The sequence below is a fragment of the Rathayibacter sp. VKM Ac-2926 genome (assembly GCF_022815565.1).
GTDB classification, from domain to species: Bacteria; Actinomycetota; Actinomycetes; order Actinomycetales; family Microbacteriaceae; genus Rathayibacter; species Rathayibacter festucae.
In genome coordinates this window covers 15,866-33,315 of the sequence record NZ_JALGRS010000017.1, presented here as the reverse complement: position 1 = coordinate 33,315, position 17,450 = coordinate 15,866, and the positions used below count along the sequence as shown (strand labels likewise).

The following is a 17,450-nucleotide window of genomic DNA, read 5'->3' as shown; positions in this document are numbered from 1 at the left end:
GGCACTCTCGAATCTGACGAGTCTCACCAGTAGGGCCGCCATTCCGGTCGCGAGACGCGCATCAGCGCCTCCAGGTAGAAGTAGTCGCCCCAGAGCGTGCCCTCGTCGACGCCCACGTTCTTCGGCAGGTCGTAGACGCTGTGCAGCAGGACGGTGTCGGCGGCCTCGGGGCTCTCGGGAGCGCACTCCCGGATCAGCGCCGCGAGGATCCGGTGCGCGGCGTCGCGCCAGCGCGCGGCGCACTCGGCGTCGGTCTCGACCAGCGCCAGCTCGAGCAGTCCGCAGACCGCGATCGCCGCCGCCGAGCTGTCCCGGGGCGCATCGCTGCCCTCCGCGTAGACGAGGTCCCAGTAGGGCACGAGGTCCCGCGGCAGGTGCGCGAGGAAGTACTCGGCGCAGGCCCGCGACGCCTCGAGCAGCGCGTCGTCGCCGAGAACGCGGAAGCCCATCGCGAAGCCGTAGACGCCCCAGGCCTGGCCGCGCGCCCAGCAGGAGTCGTCGAACGCGCCCTGCTCGGTGCCGCCGCGCAGCGGCTCGCCGGTCTCGGCGTCCCAGTAGAAGGTGTGGAAGGTCGACGAGTCGGGGCGGAGGATGTTCACCCGCAGCGCCTCGATGTGGCGCGCGACGGCCTCGGCGTAGCGCGGGTCGCCGGTCTGCTCGCCGGCCCAGGTCAGCAGCGGCATGTTCATCAGCGAGTCGATGATCGTGCGGCCGCGCTGCTTCGGGTCGCGGAGGTCGCCCCAGGCCTGGACGATGCCGGCCGTCGGCAGGAACCGCGTCATCAGGTGCTCGGCGGCCTCGAGCGCCGCGGTGCGGCCGAGCTCGTCGCCGAGGAGCCGGAAGGGAGCGACGCAGGAGAGCGTGTAGAGGAAGCCGAGGTCGTGGGTCTCCAGGTCCTCGCCCTCCCGCACGCGGCGGGCGAAGTCCTGCAGGTGGCCGCGGGCGGCGTCGAGGAAGACGTCCTCGCCGGTCGCCTCCCAGGCGATCCACTGCATGCCCGGCCAGAAGCTCGTCGTCCAGCCGCGGTTGGCGCCGGCCGCGAAGCCCTGTGCCGCGGGGCGGATCGGGTAGCGGCCGTCCGTGGTGGTGTCGTCGGGGTAGGCGGAGCCGAAGGCCCCGATCATCCGGCGGACGACCTCGAGGGCGTCCGCCACGGCCTGCTCGGTGGTCGTCCTCCCCGTGGTGGGTGGAGTGGTCGTCATGGGGAGAGTCCTTCGTGGGAGGTCAGGCCGCGACCGGCTGGTCGGCGGCGAGCGCGGGGCGGAGGGTGAACCGGGCGTTCGCCCAGACCAGGTAGAGGGCGGGAGCGGCCGAGACGCCGAGGGCGAGCGCGGGCGAGGCGGTGAAGAGGTACGCCTGGAACGCGAGGACCAGCAGTGAGACCACCGACAGGTGCCAGCGGCGGGCGGCGAGGAACACCGCCGCCTTCACGGCCTGCCGGAGCGTCGATCCACTCGCCTCCGCGAGGGCGACGAGCGCCACCGGGACGCAGCCGACCACGAGCAGGGCGATGACCGCGAGGAACGGGATGACGACCACGCCGATCTGCGTCGGCGCGAGGAACCGCACGTCGACGAGCACCAGCACGACGACCGCGGTGGCGGCGGCCAGCAGCCGCACGGGGCGGCGCCAGCTCGCGCGCCACGCCCGCCAGAACGTCCGCACGACCGCGGTCTCGCCGCGCGAGTGCGCCGCGAAGACCGCGGCGGCGCCCATCAGGGCCGGCGCGCAGAGCGGCAGCGCCACCGCGAGCAGCGGCCAGGAGAGCACCGGATCCGTCGTCACCAGCAGCAGCACGAGCGGCAGGCAGGCGACCAGGAGCAGCACGTTCGTCACCAGGATCAGGTAGGCGACGCCGAAGAGCGAGGCGTAGAGGCCGTTCGGGATGCGGCGCACGATCAGCCCTTCAGTCCGCTGGTCGCGATGCCCTCGACGAAGTACTTCTGGCCGAGGAGGAAGATCACGGCGATCGGGACCACCGAGATCACGAGGCCGGCGAACAGCAGCGCGTAGTTGGCGTCGTAGAGGGTGCTGACGAAGCTCTGCAGTCCCAGCTGGATCGTCCAGAGGTCCGGGTTCCGCAGGTAGATCAGCGGCCCGAGGTAGTCGTTCCAGGTGGCGACGAAGGTCAGCAGCGTGAGGCTCGCGATCGCGGGGATCGACAGCGGCACCATGATCCGCGCCCAGATCCCGTACTCGCTCAGGCCGTCCAGCCGGGCGGCCTCGGAGAGCTCCTCGGGGATCGTCTCGTAGAACTGCTTCATCAGGAACACGCCGAAGGCGCCGAAGGCCTGGATCAGGATGATCGCCCAGAGGGTGTTCGAGACCTTGAGGTTCGACAGCAGGATGAACTGCGGGATCATGTACGACTGCCACGGCACCGCGATCGTGCCGATGTAGACCAGGAACAGCACGTCGCGGCCCGGGAAGCGCATCCGCGAGAAGCCGTAGGCGGCGAACGAGCCGGTCAGCACCTGCAGCACCGTGACGACGACCGCGAGCAGCAGTGTGTTGCGGATCCAGGTGAGCATGCCGGACTGGGTCCAGATCTGGACGTAGTTGCTCCAGACCCAGGTCTCCGGGAACCACTTCACCGGCACCGAGAAGACCTCGTTCGGCGTCTTCACCGAGCTCGTGATCATCCAGAAGAACGGCAGCAGCAGCGCGGCCGCGGCGATGATCATCACCGCGTAGCCGAGGACGCGGCCCGCCCTGCGCGCCGGGGAGCGGCCGGCCTCCTTGCGGCGCGGCGGCAGCGGCTCGTTCACGCCGACGACGGTGGGAGCGCCGTCGGGGATGAGAAGTCCGGTCATCGGGACTCGCTCCTTCGGTTGAGGAAGAACTGGGCCAGCGTCACGAGGATGCAGAGCAGGAAGAGCACGACCGAGACCGCCGACGCGTAGCCGAACTGGTTCTCCTGGAAGCCCTTCTGGTAGATGAACTGCGAGAGCACGAGGGTCGCTTGACCCGGGCCGCCCTGCGTCATCACGAGGATCAGGTCGAAGATCTTGAACGAGTTGATGGTGAGCATCACCGTCACGAAGAAGGTGGTCGGCCGCAGGCACGGGATCGTCACGTTGACGAAGCGCTGCCAGACCGAGGCGCCGTCGACGCGGGCGGCCTCGTGCAGCTCGCGCGGCACGGTCTGCAGCCCGGCGAGGAACAGGATCATGTAGTAGCCCATGTCCCGCCAGGTGCTGATGATCACGACCGCGGGCATCGCCCACTCGGACGAGGTCAGCCAGCCGGGCGGGTCGGAGATGCCGATCATGCCGAGCAGCTGGTTGATCGGGCCGTACTCCGGGCTGAAGAGCAGGTTCCAGACCACGGCGATCGCGACGATCGAGGTGATGTAGGGGAAGAACGCGGCCGTGCGGAAGAACGCGACGCCGCGGAGCTTGTTGTTGAGCAGCAGCGCGAGCCCGAGCGAGACGACGAGTGTCAGCGGGATGTGCAGCGCGGCGTAGTAGAGCGTGTTCAGCAGCGCGATGCGGAAGCTCGCGTCGCCGATCAGGCGCTGGAAGTTCGCGATGCCGACCCAGTTCGCCTGACCGAAGACGTTCCAGTCGGTCATCGACATGTAGAAGAGGGTGATCACCGGCACGAGCGTGAGCGCGGCGAAGCCCAGGAAGTTCGGGAGGATGAAGGTCCAGCCGATCAGCATGTTCCGGACGGCGTACGCGGAGCGTCGTCGTCGGGGCGGCAGGGGCGACGGCGTCGGCGGAGTCGACGGGCCGGCGTCCGCGGCGGCGAGGGTCGTCATGAGACCTCCAGGGTCCGAGGGGGAAGAAGAGGGGGGCGGTGGCCGGCCCGTGCGGGGCCGGCCACCGCGGGGAGTCAGTTCGTGCCGACTTCGTTCTTCACGCGGTCCTCGGCGGTCTTCACGGCGTCGTCGAGGCTCGTCGAGCCCGACATGACGGCGGTGTGCAGGTCGAGGAGCACGTTCTGGACGGCGGCCGTCTTGGCCGAGGTCGGGTTCTCCGGCTTGGTGTCGTGCGACGACCAGGCGAACTTCGAGACCTCGTCGGTCGGCGCGCTGTCGACCGCGAAGTAGGTCTCGGCGACCGCGTCGCTGGTCAGGGCCGGGGTGATGCCGAGGGAGGCGACGACCTCCGCGCCCTCCTCGCTCGACGCGAACTCGAGGAACTCCTTGGCCGCGGCCTGCTTGCCCGAGTCGATGCCGGCGTTGATGCCGAAGCCGGTCGGGTCGCCGAAGGTCACGGGGGTCTGGTCCATGCCGGTCGTCGACTCGTCGAACTGCGGGATCGGTGCGAAGCCCCAGTCGAAGGTGTCCGAGTCGCCGGACGCCTGCTGGGCGATCAGCGACGCGACGAACCAGGTGCCCATCGGCATCATCGCGGCGTTCTGCTTGCCGAACTCGGCCTGGTAGGTCAGCTTGTTCGCGACGATCGTGTTGTACTCCGCCTGCGCACCCGCGTCCTGGAGCGCGAGGGCGCGCTCGTAGTAGGGCTCGAGGTAGCCGTAATCGGCGTCGAGGATGTCGATGTCCGGGGTCTGCGCGCTCGCGAAGCCCTGCACCGTCGACTGCCAGCTGTGCTCGTAGGTGCCGGCGGCGCTGCTGCCGGCCGCGGCGAGCGCGGTGGTCAGCTGCTCGGCGGTGGCCTCGTAGTCGTCCCAGGTCCAGGAGCCGTCGGGGTAGGCGACGCCGGCCTGGTCGAAGAGGGCCTTGTTGTAGAAGAGGACCCAGGAGTCCTGGCGGTAGGGCGCCGCCCACTGCTTGTCGTCGACCTGGTAGGCCTCCACGCCGCCGAGGTCGTCGGGCAGCTCGATGTCGGAGACGTCGAGGAGCTGGCCGCCGGCCTGGTAGGTGACGACGTTCTTGACGTTCTTCTGCGTGACGATGTCCGGACCGCTGCCGGCCGCGAGGTCCGCGGTCATCAGGGTGTCGTAGTTGGTCGCGTCGTACTCCTTGACCTCGATCGTGACGTCGGGGTCCTTCTCGTGGAACGCGTCGGCGAGCGCCTGGAACTCCGGCGTCGTGCTCAGGCTCCAGCCGGAGAGGCTGAGCGTGATCGGGCCGTCGGCCGCGGGGGCGTCACCGCCGCCTCCCGCCGAGCAGGCGGTGAGGGACAGGGCGGCGACCAGGGCCACTCCGGCTGCGGCGAATCTTCTCTTCATGCGTGCTGCTCCTTTGCATCTGCGTCCGGGACTCCACCTCGGGTCCTCGGGTACCGGAGCTGCCGAGCGGCGCGTCCGGAATCTGGGAGTCGGTGCTCGGTGACGAGGCCGTCGGGCCAGGTCGCCGTCACGGACAGGGCGTCGCCGTCAGTGGCGACATCGACGGCGGCGACGTCGACGGCGGCGGGGCCCGCGACGGTGGCCTCCGAGCCGGCTGCTTCGTCACCGGTGAGGCCGACCAGCGCGACGACGAGCGCGTCGACCTCCGCCGGGAGGGTGAGCGTCGGCACGCCGACCGCGGGGCCGAGCGGGCTCGCGCCGTCGCGGGCGACGACCTCGGGGGCGGCGCCAGGGGTGAGGGAGGTCAGGGTGCTGGTGAGGCGGCCGTTCGAGGCGGCCGCCATCGCGGCGTCCGTGCACGCGGCGATCTCGGCGCCGGCGATTGCCCAGCCGCCGATGCGCAGGGCGATCTCCTCCGGCCGCACGCCCTCGGCGAGCTCGTCGATCCGGACGAGGCGCAGCTCCCACGGGCCGCGGACCAGCGAGTGCACGCTGATCCGGCCGGCGACGCGGACGGCTCCGCGCAGGCCCTCGCCGTGGCGGTGGCTGCTGCGCTCCGGAGTGATCCAGTGCGCGTCCCAGCTCGAGCCGGCCACGCCGACCCGGCCGTCCGCGTCGAGGCGGACCTCGGTCGGCGTCATGCCGGTGCGGTGGGTCGCGTCGCCCGCGGCGTCGACCAGCGCGACGCTCTGCTCGAGCGCCTCCGTCCAGCCGCGCTCGTCGAGCAGCGGCGCGGTGGCGGTGGAGTAGCCCAGGCGGGCGTAGAGCGGGGAGTCGCCGGTCGTCGCGCCGGGCAGCGCCTTGTCGGTGCCGTGGTTGACGACGCGGACGACACCGTCGGCCCGCGTGCCGGAGACGATCCAGCCGGGCGAGACGATCGCGCGGAGGTCGTCGCCCTGCTCGATCGGGAGCGGCTCGGAGGCCGCCGACCAGACCGGGTGCTCGGCCGGGAGCAGGATGCCGAGCATGCCCTTGACCGCCCAGTACGGCGAGCCGGGGCCGGAGTAGGACTGCGCGAGCTCGCGCCACGGGTCGTGCCAGCCCATCGAGAGCAGGCCGTCCGCGTCGGGGGCGCCGTTCTCGGCGAAGTGCCCGACGATCGCGCTCGCGGCGCGGCGGAGCCGGCCCGGGGAGTGCGAGGGGACCTCGGCGATCACGCCGGCCCAGAACGGCGCGGCGGCGGCGAAGCGGTAGATCAGGCTGCGGCCCTGCAGCAGCGGCGAGCCGTCGCCGCCGACCAGCGCGAGGGCGTCGTCGAGGTATCGGTCGAGCCGGGCGATGTCGGCGGCGGCGCGCGGGGCGGCCAGCTCGGCCGCGCCGGACATCCGCGCCCAGAGCACCGGGTACACGTGCAGGGCCCAGCCGACGTAGTGGTCGTAGGCGCGCTCCGCGCCGTCGGCGAGCCAGCCGTCCTCGCGGACGAAGGAGTCGTGCCGCGCGAGGTCCGCGGCCACGTCCTCCCCCGACCACGGGCCACCGACCGAGCGGAGGAAGGTCTCGACGACCAGGCGGAACCAGACCCAGTTGGTCTGCGGGTAGCTGTCGTCGCCGACGACGGGGGCGAGGTAGTCGACGACGCGCTGCTGGGTCCGCGCGTCGAGGCGGTCCCAGATCCAGGGCCGCGTGAGGTCGAGCACCAGGGCGATCGACGCCGCCTCGACCTTGGCCTGCGCGTGCTCGTCGATCCGGACCCAGCGGTCCTCCGCGTCGGGGTCCACGCCGGTCTCGACGCCGCGGCGGTAGAAGTCGATCAGGTCGTCGACGCCCTCGCCGCGCGCCCCGGCGATGCGGAAGCCGGCGAGCAGGAAGGTGCGGGCGAAGCCCTCGAGGCCGTCGACCGCGCGGCCGTAGCCGCCCTCGGCGCCGGGGAGGGTGATCCGCCCGTGACCGGCGCTGGCGTGGGGGGCCACCGCGGCGAGGAGCGCGTCCGCGACGGCGAGCCAGTGCTCGCGCGTCCAGTCGGCGCGGAGGTTCCCCTCGTCCACGGCGGTTCTCCTTTGAATCGTGATGTCCACGCTCTCTCCCACGCTGACGTGAGCGGCACTGAACAGAACAGGACTATACATACGGGAATCGATCACCTCAACGTTTTGGTTGAAGCAAAATGATTGATTATGATCAGTTGCATGCCCCAGCACCCCGCCCCGGCATCGTCGCCGGGCGTGATCGAGTCCTTCCGTGGCCCGCTCGCGGCCGCGTTCTCGCCCGACCGTCCGCTCTCGGCGCGCGGGGTGCTCCTCTCTCCCGAGCAGTCGCTGCCGGTGCCGACCGCCGCCGACCGGGAGGCCTGGGCCGCGGCCGATGCGCCGACGCTGGCCGCGGTCGCCGAGCGCGCCGCCGCCGACCTGCTCGCGCCGTGGCCGCAGCCGCTCGCGAGCCAGGCCGTGCGCGTGCACCGCGACGGGAACCGGGACGGCTGGGAGCAGCGCGCGTTCGAGCGGCAGCGGCGGCTGAGCCGCGCGGTGCTGCTGGCCGCGAGCACGAGCGGCGGCTCGGCCGGCGGCACTGCAGGCGGCTCGGCCGACGCCGACTTCTGGCTCGATCAGGTCGCCGACGGCGTGCAGCTGCTCTGCGAGCAGAGCTCCTGGTGCTGGCCGGCCCACGACGACGCGCTGCGCCGCCACGGCTCGGTGCTCGCCGACGTCGCCGACCCCTTCCTCGACCTCGGTGCGGGCGAGGTCGCCGGCCAGCTCGCCTGGCTCGACCACGTCCTCGGCGAGCGCCTCGACGACCGCTATCCCGGGCTGCGCCGCAGGATCCGCCGCGAGACCCGCGAGCGCGTGCTCGCCCCGTTCCTGACCCGCGACGAGTGGCACTGGCTCGGCCTCGACGGCGACGTGCACAACTGGAACCCCTGGATCACCGGCAACGTCCTGGTCGCCGCCCTGCGCCTGCTCGACGCTCCGGGCGAGGAGGACGAGCGCGCCGCCGTCGTCACCCGCGCCGTCGCCGCCCTGGACCGCTACGTCGCCGTGCTCCCCGAGGACGGCGCGATCGACGAGGGCTACGCCTACTGGTGGAACGGCGCCTGCCGCGCCCTCGAGGCGCTCGACGTCCTCGCGCACGCGACCGGCGGTGCCTGGGACGCCTCGGCCGTGCCCGCCCTGCGCGCGACCGTCGCCTTCCCGCACCGCTCGCACCTCGGCGGCGACTGGTACGTCGCGCACGCCGACGGCCAGGCGCTGCAGTCGAGCGACCAGCCCTGGCACGCGGTGCACCGGGCCGGTCGCCGGGTCGGCGACACCGCGGCGATGGCGCACGCCGCGGCGCAGCGCTCCCCCGGCGAGCCCGCCGCCTCCGAGAAGGAGGGACTCGGCCGCCTGCTGCGCGGAGCGACGGACCCGCTCTGGACCTCCGCCCCCGCGGCGCTCCCGCCACTCCCCCGCGAGGTCTGGCTCGAGTCCGTGCAGGTCCTCCTGGCCCGCACCGTCGAGGGATCGCCGGCCGGCCTCACGCTCGTCGCCAAGGGCGGCCACAACGCCGAGCACCACAACCACAACGACGTCGGCGCGTTCCAGGTGGCGAGCGACGGCGTTCCGGTCGTCGTCGACGCCGGCCGCCCCACCTACACCGCCGCCACCTTCGGCCCGGAGCGCTACGGCATCTGGACGATGCGCAGCGAGTGGCACAACCTGCCCGTCGTCCGCGGGCTCGGGCAGCCGCCCGGGCGGGAGGCGGCCGCGGCGGACGTCTCGGTCGCGCTGAGCGACGCGTCCGCCGCGTTCTCCGCGGAGCTCGCCGCAGCCTACCCCGGGACGGGCCTGCGCTCCTGGCGCCGCACCGTCTCCCTCGACCGCCCGTCCGCAAGGGTCGTCCTCGAGGACCGCTGGGACCTCGCCCCGTGGGACGATCAGGACGATGAGCCCGGCACCGCGATCCGACTGCTCCTCGCGGGAGACGTCGTGACCGAGCGCGGAGCCGCCCGGGTCCGCCCGCTCGGCGGCGCGCGGCCGCTCCGGATCGCCTGGGATCCGTCCTGCGAGCACCGCACCGTCGTTCGGGAGCTGGACGATCCGATGCTCACGAGCGTCTGGGGCGAGCGGCTGACGCTGCTGGAGATCGACGCCACGGCGCGCAGGGAGCTGCGGATCGCGATAGACCTGGACCCACCGATCGGAGAGCAACGATGAGCGACCAGACCCAGTCCCCACCCCTCGCCGCCGAGCGACGGGCGCACATCCTCGCGGCCCTCGGCGTCGACGGCGCCGTCCGCATCTCCCAGCTCACCGAGGCGCTCGGCGTGGCGACGGTCACGCTCCGCCGCGACCTGGTGCAGATGGAGCGCGAGGGCCTGCTGAGCCGCGTGCACGGCGGCGCGGTGGTCCTCTCCGGGTCGTCCGGCCACACGGCGCCCGCCCCGGAGCCGGAGGAGGTCAAGCTCGGCTCGATCGCCGTCCTGGTCCCCTCGCTCAACTACTACTGGCCCGGCGTGCTGCACGCGATGGAGGCGACCGGGCGCAGCCTCGGCTACGACGTCGTCCTGCGCGGCGCCTCCTACGAGCTGCAGGACGAGCGCCCCGTGCTCGAACGCCTGCTGCGCTCCGGCGACGTGCGCGGGCTGATCGTCGCCCCCAACACCGACACCGAGCACTCGGGCGACGTCCTCCGCTGGCTCGCCGACTGCGGGGTCCCGTCGGTCCTGGTCGAGCGCGACGCGGTCCTCGAGCCCGAGGGCACGCCCGCCGAGTCGGTCACCACCGACCACGCGCTCGGCGCCGTGCTCGCCGCCCGGCACCTCGCCGAGCTCGGCCACCGCAAGGTCGGCCTGATCCTGTCGCGGAACTCGCCGACCTCGCGCAAGATCGCCGCGGGCTGGCTCTCGGCCTGCGAGGCGCTCGGCCTCACTCCCGCCGACCACTTCGAGGAGACGCTGCCCGACCGCGGCAGCGCCGACTTCTCCGAGGTGGTCAACGCGGCCCTGGAGACGGCCCTCGAGACCGGCGTCACCGCGCTGCTCGTCCACTCCGACCCGGAGGCGATGGCCTTCGTCGACCTCGCGCTCAACCGCGGCATCTCGGTGCCCGGCGATCTCTCGGTGATCGCCTACGACGACGAGGTCGCCCAGCTGTTCACGCCCGCGCTGACCGCGGTGAGCCCGCCGCGCGCCGGCGTCGGCGAGGCCGCGGTGCGGCTGCTCGTCCAGCGGATCGAGGACCCGGAGCGGCCCGTGCACCGCGTGCAGCTCAACCCGAGCCTGATCGTCCGGGCCTCGACGGCGGCGCCCGGGCGCCCGGCGGACGGGCAGCCGGACGGCGCGCGGTGATCGACCGCCACGAGCACTCGCCGTGGTCGTTCTGGGCCGAGGCCGCGCCGGAGCAGCGGTCCCGCCAGCTCGACCTGCAGCGCGAGCTGCTGGCCGCGCACCCCGGCTGGAGCCTCGGCGCCGACTGCTTCGTCGCGGAGTCGGCCGCGGTCGATCCCGAGCGCCTCGTGCTGGGCGACCGCTCCTACCTCGCGGCGGGCGCGTACCTGACGGGCGACGTCGAGATCGGCGCCGACTGCTCGCTCAACCCCTACACGGTGGTGCGCGGGAGCGTCGTCCTCGGCTCGGCCGTGCGGGTCGGCGCGCACACGTCGATCCTCGGCTTCAACCACTCGATGGAGCCCGGCACCGAGGTGTTCCGCCAGCCGCTGAGCTCGCGCGGCATCCGCATCGGCGACGACGTCTGGATCGGCTCGCACGTGGTCGTGCTCGACGGCGTGACGGTGGGCGACCACGCGGTGCTCGCCGCCGGCGCGGTCGTGACGAAGGACGTGGCGGCCGGTGCGGTCGTCGGCGGCAACCCCGCGCGGCGGCTGCGCTGGCGGGTGCCGCCCGTCGCCGCGGAGGTCTCGGACGCCGCGCGCCTGGCGGATCGGGCGCGCGAGGAGATCGAGGGGATCCTGCGCGGTGCGCTCGTCGACGGCGGGCCGGCGCCTCAGGACGGACCTGCACTCCACGACGGGCCCGCCTTTCGCGACCGGCCGGGCGCCGCCCCATCAGACCGCGCGCTCGGCGACGCGGTCGAGCTCGCCGACCTCCTGCTCGGCTCGCCTCCTCCCGGCGTCGATCCCGCCGCGGTCGTCGCGCGGCTCCGCGGACTGCCGGTCCCGGGGGCCGACCTGTGGACCGATCCGGAGGCCGCGTACCGGATGCTCAGCGCGGGCTACGCGCTCGACCTGCTCGGGTCGGAGTTCGCCGGGCCGCTGACCGCCGTGACCGAGGAGACCCCCGAGGGCCTGGTCGCGCGGCTCGACGGGCTGCGCTGGCGCGACGACCCGTGGAACGCCGGCCACCACGTCGATGCGCTCGGCACCGCGCTGCACTGGACGCGCCGCCGCGGCGATCCCGTCCCGGTCGGCCTCGAGGAGGCGCTCTACGGCTGGCTGCTCACCCGCGCCGATCCCCGCAGCGGCATGTGGGGCGAGGCGTCGGCCGACCGCGGACTGCTCCTGCTCGTGAACGGCGCGTACCGCGCGACCCGCGGCACCTTCGTGCAGGACGGCCGCCCGCTCCCCTACCCCGACGCCGTCCGCGACACCGTCCTCCGGCACGCCCGCGACGACCGCTGGTTCCGGCCCGAGCGCGTCGACGCCTGCGCCGCCCTCGACCTCGTCCACCCGCTCTGGCTCACCCGCGGCAGCACCTACCGCGCCGCCGAGGTGGAACCGCTGGCGAGGACCCTGCTCGCGGACGTCCTCGGCCGGTGGCGCCCCGGCCGCGGCTTCGCCTTCCGCCTGCACGCCGCCGACGCCGGCCTCCAGGGCACCGAGATGTGGCTCGCCGTCCTCTGGTACCTCGCCGACCTCCTCGGCGCCTCCGACACCCTCGGCTACCGCCCCCGCGGCGTCCACCGCCCGGAGCCGGCCCCGCCCCGCCCCATGCTGATCGAGTAGCCCGCGCAGCGGGCGTATCGAGATCCCCCACCCCCAGTACGCCGGGTCTCGATACGCCGCCTCCGGCGCCTACTCGACCAGCATGGGTCGGCCCGCGAGCGGACCCGAATCGGGGCCCGACACAGGGCCAGACCCCGAAACGCGTCCCCTCGCACGCCTCACCGCCTCCGACTGGACGCGCACCGGGGCCCGCTCGGGGCGCGAGGCCCCTCACGGGTCCGTTCGACGATCCACGCTGATCGCGCAGCCCGCAGAGCGGAGCCCACCCACGCTGATCGCGCAGCCCGCGGAGCGGACCCCACCCACGCTGATCGCTGAGCCCGCCGAGCGGAGCCCACCCACGCTGATCGCTGAGCCCGCGGAGCGGACCCCACCCCTGCTGATCGCGCAGCCCCCAGAGCGGAGCCCCATGCTGATCGAGTAGCCCGCGGAGCGGGCGTATCGAGATCCACCACCGTCAGAACGCGAGTCTGCAGACCACCCTGCTGACGACGGCGGGTCTCGATACGCCCCTGGCGGGGCTACTCGACCAGCATGAGGCGGCGCAGCCGAGCCCTCTCCCTCACCACCGAGACGCGAAGCGGCTTCGCCGCTCGATACGCCGCCTCCGGCGCCTACTCGACCACCATGCGGGGGCCTCTACTCAGCAGGCGTCGTGGGCAGCAGCTCCGCCACCAGCGCCTGCACGCGGGCGCGGATGTCGTCGCGGATCGGGCGGACCTCCTCGAGGGGGCGGCCCTTGGGGTCGGCGAGGTCCCAGTCCTCGTAGCGCTTGCCGGGGAAGACCGGGCAGACGTCGCCGCAGCCCATCGTGATCACGACGTCCGAGGCCTGCACCTGCTCGGTGGTCATCAGCTGGGGCACGGCCTGCGAGATGTCGATGCCCTCCTCCGCCATCGCCGCGACTGCGACCGCGTTGATGCTCTCACCCGGCTCGGAGCCGCCGGAGCGCACCTGCACCGCGCCGCCAGAGAGCTCGCGCAGGTAGCCGGCCGCCATCTGCGAGCGACCGGCGTTGTGGATGCAGACGAAGAGGACGGTGGGGGCGGTCATCCCGGGCTCCTGAGGGTGAGGGGCTGCCCGCGTCGATCGACACCGGCGCGACCGAATCTACCGACAGCGCCCGACGCCTCCGCGTTCACCGGGCTCCGGCGGCGCAGGGCCGGCGCGTGACGGCGGACTCCGCCTCGTCGCCTCTGCGGAGTCCGCGGCTCAGGAAGGCAGATCCGGCGCCGGGTAGGCGTCCCAGCCGCCGTCGCCGGCATCATCGCTGGCCTCGGCGGCGAGTCTGCGGCGGATGTAGGCGCCGAGATAGGGAAGAGAGAACTGCACATGGCCGCGACCCGCGGCATGGACGTAGCCGCTGTCGATGAGGCGCTTCTTGTAGACCTGGACGTACGCGTCGGAGACGTCCATGCGCTTCGCGATGTCGGCGATCTTCGTGCGGTCGTCGTCCTCGGCCATCGCGTCGAGGAACTTCTGATCGACATCGGAGAGATCGCCGTAGACGCGGCTGATGACTCGACTCTCGACCGCCTTGATGGCCCTGTCCTGCGCGACGGTGGCGTCGACGAGGCTGATCGTGGGTGCAGTGGAGCGGTTCCGCCAGGCGTAGTCGCCGGCCAGCTGCACCAGGTACGGATAGCCCTGCGAGAGGGAGACGAGCACGGCGAGCGCCTCCTCGTCGATCCTCCGTCCGCCGAGGCCGGCGGTCTCCGTGAAGACTCGACTGGTCTCCGGCGCGGACAGCCGCTCGAACTCGACCTCCCGGGAACGCCGGAGGAAGGTGGTGTGCTCCTCGGCGAGGAGTGCGTCGAGGCCGACCTTCACCCCGGCGAAGACGACCATGATCTGCGCACCGTCCTGAAGCGCGTGCGAGACCTGCAGCGCGAATCGGCTCAGCTCCCGCAGGCGGACCTTGCCGGAGGAGACCTCGTCGATGGTGATCAGGATGCCGCCCTCCCCGCCCAGTGCGGAGGACAGCGCGACGAGGTCGTACCGCAGCTGAGGCTTCACGCTGCGGTGCCGGTCGACGTACTCGATCTCGGCGCTGAACTCCCACAGCCCGAGCGAGGTCAGTCGTGCGCGGCTGCCCGGGGCCATGTCGTTGATCAGGGCGGGGATCGTGGAGTCCATCACCCGGTCGAGGAGACCGGCACTGGCGTCCTCGCTGATCACCAGCCACCCGGCGGCGCGAGCGTCGTCCTGGAGGGTGGTCAGGAAGGAGGTCTTGCCGGCGCCGCGCAGTCCCGAGACCAGGACGGAGTGGTTCTCGCCGAAGTCCAAGGTCTCGAAGACGGCACGGAGCTCCGTGAGCGCTTCCCCGTGACCGCCGAAGACGGCAGGCTTCTTCCCGTAGCCCGGGGTGAACGGGCTGGGGGCTGTCTCCGCCATCGTGATCTCCGAATCTTATTTATTTTATTCTATTCCGCCTCGACGGTGAGTGTGAGGTGCTGGCGCGGCAGTCCGCGCAGATCAGCAAGGTGGCGGAGACGAAGCCTGCTCGCGATGCAAGGCCTCTCACGATGCCGATCGAGCGGGCCGTTCATGCTGGTCGAGTAGCCCGCGGAGCGGGCGTATCGAGATCCACCACCTTCAGAACGCGAGTCTGCAGACCCGCCCTGCTGACGACGGCGGGTCTCGATACGCCCCTGGCGGGGCTACTCGACCAGCATGACGCGGCGCCGCCGTGGACCAGCGCCCGCCCGCGCTTCTGGAGTCGCGGGCGCCCGCCCGCTGGACGCACACTGGCCGGGCCCCCTCCCGCGACGACCCCTCGGACGGATCACCGTGCTCACCGGACTCAGCGCCTTCCCGCTCACCCCGCTCCGCGACGACGCCGTCGACGAGCCGGCCTTCGCCGCCCGCGTCGAGCGCCTCGCCGCGGCCGGCGTCGACTCGATCGGGGCGCTCGGCTCGACCGGCTCCGCGGCCTACCTCGACCGCGAGGAGCGCCGCCGGGTCGCCTCGCTCGCGGTGCGGCACGCGGGCCAGGTGCCGGTCGTCGTCGGGATCAGCGCACTGCGGACCTCGCAGGTGCTCGCCCTCGCCGAGGACGCGCAGGAGGCGGGCGCCGCGGCGGTGCTCCTCGCCCCGGTGAGCTACCAGCCGTTGACGGACGACGACGTCCTCGGCCTCTACGAGGACGTCACCGCGCAGCTCTCCGTGCCGCTGGTCGTCTACGACAACCCCGGCACCACGCACGTCACGATGACCGACGAGCTCTACGGCGCGATCGCACGGCTGCCCCGCGTCGCCTCGATCAAGATCCCCGGCGTGCCCGCCGATCCGGCCGCCGCGGCCGAGCGGGTGGCCGCGATCCGAGCGCAGGTACCCGGGGGCGTCACGATCGGCGTCTCCGGCGACGCGTCCGCCGCCCGCGGCCTGCTCGCCGGCTGCGACGCCTGGTACTCGGTGATCGGCGGCACGCTCCCCGGCCCCGCGCTGGCGATGGCGCGCGCCGCGCAGTCCGGCGACCGCGCCGCTGCCGAGGCCGAGTCCGCCCGGCTCCAGCCGCTCTGGGACCTCTTCGCCGAGCACGGCGGCAGCTACCGGGTGATCGCCGCGATCGCCGAGCAGCTCGGCCTCGCCGCCCCGGACTGCCTGCCCCGCCCCATCCGCGGCCTCGACGCGCCGGCGCGCGCCCGGGTCGCCGAGGTCGTCGCGGCGCTCGACCTCGGCACCGCCACCGGCTGAGCTCACGGCGCGTCCGCCGTCCCCGGCGCATCCAGCACCACCCGCCCGTCCAGCTCGAGCCGGTCGAGGAACGCGTCGTCATGACTGACGACGAGCAGTCCGCCGCGCCAGGCCCGCAGCACCTCGACCAGGTGGTCGGCCGTCGCCAGGTCGAGGTCGTTCGTCGGCTCGTCGAGCACGAGCAGCTGCGGCACCGGTCGCGCGAGGACCACTCCGGCGAGCGCCACCCGGAAGCGCTCCCCGCCCGAGAGCGTCGACGCCGGCCGGTCGACGATCGCGCCGCGCAGCAGCAGCCGCGCGAGGGCGTCGCGCAGGGCCGGGATCGGCAGGTCCGGCGCGGCCCGGGCGACGTGCTCGAGCACGGTGCGGTCGTCGTCGAGCATGTCCTCGCGGTGCTGGGCGAGGTAGCCGATGCGGTCGGTCAGCGCCCGCGCGTCCGTGCCGGGCACGGGATGCGGGCGGTCCGGCTCCGCGCCGACGAGCCGCTCGAGCAGCAGGGTCTTCCCGGTGCCGTTGGCGCCGATCAGGCCGAGGCGCTCCGGGCCCTGGAGCACCGTGGTCCGGCCGCGGACGGTCAGCTCGGCGAGCCGCCGAGTCGCGGGCACGCCCGGATCGGGCAGGTCGAGCCGCACCGCGTCGTCGTCGCGGCGCCGCCCGGACGCCTCGTCGACCCGGTCCTTCGCGCGCGCCTCGGCCTCGGCGTGACCGGAGCGGAGCCGTCCGGCGGTCCCCTCCGCGCGGCCGCGCCGGAAGTCGGAGGCGCCCTTCGGCATCGACCGCCCCGACTTCTCGCCCGCCTTCGCGCGGCGGGCGATCGTGGTCTGCGCCTCGATCCGCTGGCGCTTCTCGGCGCGCAGCACCTGCTCGGCGACGCGGACGTCGCGCTCGACGGCCGCGCGCTCGACGGCGAGCCGCTCCTCGAAATCCGAGAACGTGCCCGCCGAGGTGCGCAGCTCGCCGTCGCGCAGCTCCGCGATCTCGTCGACGTGCTCGAGCAGCTCCCGGTCGTGACTGACGACGACGAGGGTGCCGCGCCAGCCGTCGACGAGGGCGAGCAGCAGCTGCCGGGACCGCCGGTCGAGGTCGTTCGTCGGCTCGTCGAGCACCGCGATCGGCCGGCCGCGCAGCGCCACCCCCGTCACGGCCGCGAGGACCGCCTGCCCGCCGGAGAGCATCGAGACGGGACGGAGCAGATCGGCGGCGTCGAGGTCGAGTCCGGCATGGCCCAGCGCGGCGACGGCCCGGGCCTCGACGTCCCAGTCGTCGGCGAGCGCCTCGAAGCGGTTCGCCCGGGCGTCGCCGGCCAGGATCGCCTGCAGCGCGTCGAGCCGGCCGCGGATCCCGAGCAGATCGGCGACGGTGTCGTCGGCGCCGCGCGGCAGGCGCTGCGGCAGCAGGTCGACCGCGCCGGTCGCGGTGACGGTCCCGCCCGTCGGCGCGAGCTCGCCGGCGACGAGCCGCACGAGCGTGGATTTGCCGGCGCCGTTGGCTCCGACGAGCGCGGTGCGGCCGCGGCCGAACGCGGCGGTCACGTGGTCGAGGACGACCGAGCCGTCCGGCCAGGCGAACGAGCAGTCGGTGAGGACGAGGGACGGAGGGGTCGGTGAAGAGAAGGGCACGGTGCTCCCGGTGGTCGCGTCGGCGCACGACGACCACCGCTCTCCGCCGAGGCGGGAGCG

Annotated in this window: 13 protein-coding genes; 4 read left to right on the top strand and 9 right to left on the bottom strand. The window is 73.3% G+C overall.

Annotated features, from left to right (window positions below):
• Positions 1-23 precede the first annotated feature (23 nt).
• The 6 genes from MT351_RS18510 to MT351_RS18485 all read right to left on the bottom strand — a co-directional run bounded on the left by MT351_RS18510 (position 24) and on the right by MT351_RS18485 (position 7,184).
• Positions 24-1,202 (bottom strand): glycoside hydrolase family 88 protein, encoded by a 1,179-nt coding sequence (locus MT351_RS18510; RefSeq protein WP_123706195.1) that lies wholly within the window; start codon positions 1,200-1,202, stop codon positions 24-26.
• A gap of 22 nt (positions 1,203-1,224) precedes the next feature.
• Positions 1,225-1,896 (bottom strand): ferredoxin-NADPH reductase, encoded by a 672-nt coding sequence (locus MT351_RS18505; protein ID WP_243582917.1) that lies wholly within the window; start codon positions 1,894-1,896, stop codon positions 1,225-1,227.
• Between the two features lie 2 nt (positions 1,897-1,898).
• Entirely contained in the window at positions 1,899-2,813 is a 915-nt protein-coding gene (locus tag MT351_RS18500) for a carbohydrate ABC transporter permease (RefSeq protein WP_243582916.1), read from the bottom strand.
• Positions 2,810-3,763 carry a carbohydrate ABC transporter permease gene (locus MT351_RS18495; protein WP_243582915.1) on the bottom strand — a complete coding sequence of 318 codons (954 nt, stop codon included), beginning with the start codon at positions 3,761-3,763 and terminating at the stop codon, positions 2,810-2,812. Before MT351_RS18495 ends, MT351_RS18500 begins: the two co-directional genes overlap by 4 nt.
• 74 nt (positions 3,764-3,837) lie before the next feature.
• Positions 3,838-5,139 carry an extracellular solute-binding protein gene (locus MT351_RS18490; RefSeq protein WP_132435616.1) on the bottom strand — a complete coding sequence of 434 codons (1,302 nt, stop codon included), beginning with the start codon at positions 5,137-5,139 and terminating at the stop codon, positions 3,838-3,840.
• Complete coding sequence (locus MT351_RS18485; RefSeq protein WP_243582914.1) at positions 5,136-7,184, bottom strand: DUF2264 domain-containing protein; 2,049 nt, start codon at positions 7,182-7,184, stop codon at positions 5,136-5,138. The genes MT351_RS18490 and MT351_RS18485 overlap by 4 nt, the downstream gene beginning before the upstream one ends.
• Before the next feature lie 141 nt (positions 7,185-7,325).
• Between MT351_RS18485 and MT351_RS18480 the strand changes: the two genes are divergently transcribed.
• From MT351_RS18480 to MT351_RS20160, 3 genes are read left to right on the top strand one after another with little or no spacing between them, the layout of a single operon-like run.
• Positions 7,326-9,329 carry a heparinase II/III family protein gene (locus MT351_RS18480; RefSeq protein ID WP_243582913.1) on the top strand — a complete coding sequence of 668 codons (2,004 nt, stop codon included), beginning with the start codon at positions 7,326-7,328 and terminating at the stop codon, positions 9,327-9,329.
• Positions 9,326-10,462 carry a substrate-binding domain-containing protein gene (locus MT351_RS18475; protein WP_243582912.1) on the top strand — a complete coding sequence of 379 codons (1,137 nt, stop codon included), beginning with the start codon at positions 9,326-9,328 and terminating at the stop codon, positions 10,460-10,462. Before MT351_RS18480 ends, MT351_RS18475 begins: the two co-directional genes overlap by 4 nt.
• Complete coding sequence (locus MT351_RS20160) at positions 10,459-12,075, top strand: acyltransferase (protein ID WP_308197776.1); 1,617 nt, start codon at positions 10,459-10,461, stop codon at positions 12,073-12,075. Before MT351_RS18475 ends, MT351_RS20160 begins: the two co-directional genes overlap by 4 nt.
• A gap of 639 nt (positions 12,076-12,714) precedes the next feature.
• Here the strand turns inward: MT351_RS20160 and MT351_RS18460 are convergent.
• Both MT351_RS18460 and MT351_RS18455 read right to left on the bottom strand, forming a co-directional pair.
• Positions 12,715-13,128, bottom strand: coding sequence for an arsenate reductase ArsC (locus MT351_RS18460; protein WP_243582911.1), 414 nt, complete (start codon positions 13,126-13,128; stop codon positions 12,715-12,717).
• 159 nt (positions 13,129-13,287) lie between these two features.
• Positions 13,288-14,469, bottom strand: coding sequence for an AAA family ATPase (locus MT351_RS18455; RefSeq protein ID WP_132438518.1), 1,182 nt, complete (start codon positions 14,467-14,469; stop codon positions 13,288-13,290).
• Positions 14,470-14,865: 396 nt separating this feature from the next.
• Here MT351_RS18455 and MT351_RS18450 point away from each other — a divergent pair, with 396 nt between their 5' ends.
• On the top strand, positions 14,866-15,771 hold the full coding sequence (locus MT351_RS18450) for a dihydrodipicolinate synthase family protein (protein WP_243582910.1): 906 nt from the start codon (positions 14,866-14,868) through the stop codon (positions 15,769-15,771).
• A gap of 2 nt (positions 15,772-15,773) precedes the next feature.
• Here the strand turns inward: MT351_RS18450 and MT351_RS18445 are convergent, their stop codons facing one another.
• Complete coding sequence (locus tag MT351_RS18445; protein ID WP_243582909.1) at positions 15,774-17,390, bottom strand: ATP-binding cassette domain-containing protein; 1,617 nt, start codon at positions 17,388-17,390, stop codon at positions 15,774-15,776.
• Positions 17,391-17,450: the final 60 nt, after the last annotated feature.

What these genes read in the sequence shown, in the direction of transcription:
- MT351_RS18510 (WP_123706195.1), bottom strand. Translation starts at nt 1,202, where the DNA reads ATGACGACCACTCCACCCACCACGGGGAGGACGACCACCGAGCAGGCC.
- MT351_RS18495 (WP_243582915.1), bottom strand. Translation starts at nt 3,763, where the DNA reads ATGACGACCCTCGCCGCCGCGGACGCCGGCCCGTCGACTCCGCCGACG.
- MT351_RS18455 (WP_132438518.1), bottom strand. Translation starts at nt 14,469, where the DNA reads ATGGCGGAGACAGCCCCCAGCCCGTTCACCCCGGGCTACGGGAAGAAG.
- MT351_RS18480 (WP_243582913.1), top strand. Translation starts at nt 7,326, where the DNA reads ATGCCCCAGCACCCCGCCCCGGCATCGTCGCCGGGCGTGATCGAGTCC.
- MT351_RS18460 (WP_243582911.1), bottom strand. Translation starts at nt 13,128, where the DNA reads ATGACCGCCCCCACCGTCCTCTTCGTCTGCATCCACAACGCCGGTCGC.
- MT351_RS18475 (WP_243582912.1), top strand. Translation starts at nt 9,326, where the DNA reads ATGAGCGACCAGACCCAGTCCCCACCCCTCGCCGCCGAGCGACGGGCG.
- MT351_RS18500 (WP_243582916.1), bottom strand. Translation starts at nt 2,813, where the DNA reads ATGACCGGACTTCTCATCCCCGACGGCGCTCCCACCGTCGTCGGCGTG.
- MT351_RS18490 (WP_132435616.1), bottom strand. Translation starts at nt 5,139, where the DNA reads ATGAAGAGAAGATTCGCCGCAGCCGGAGTGGCCCTGGTCGCCGCCCTG.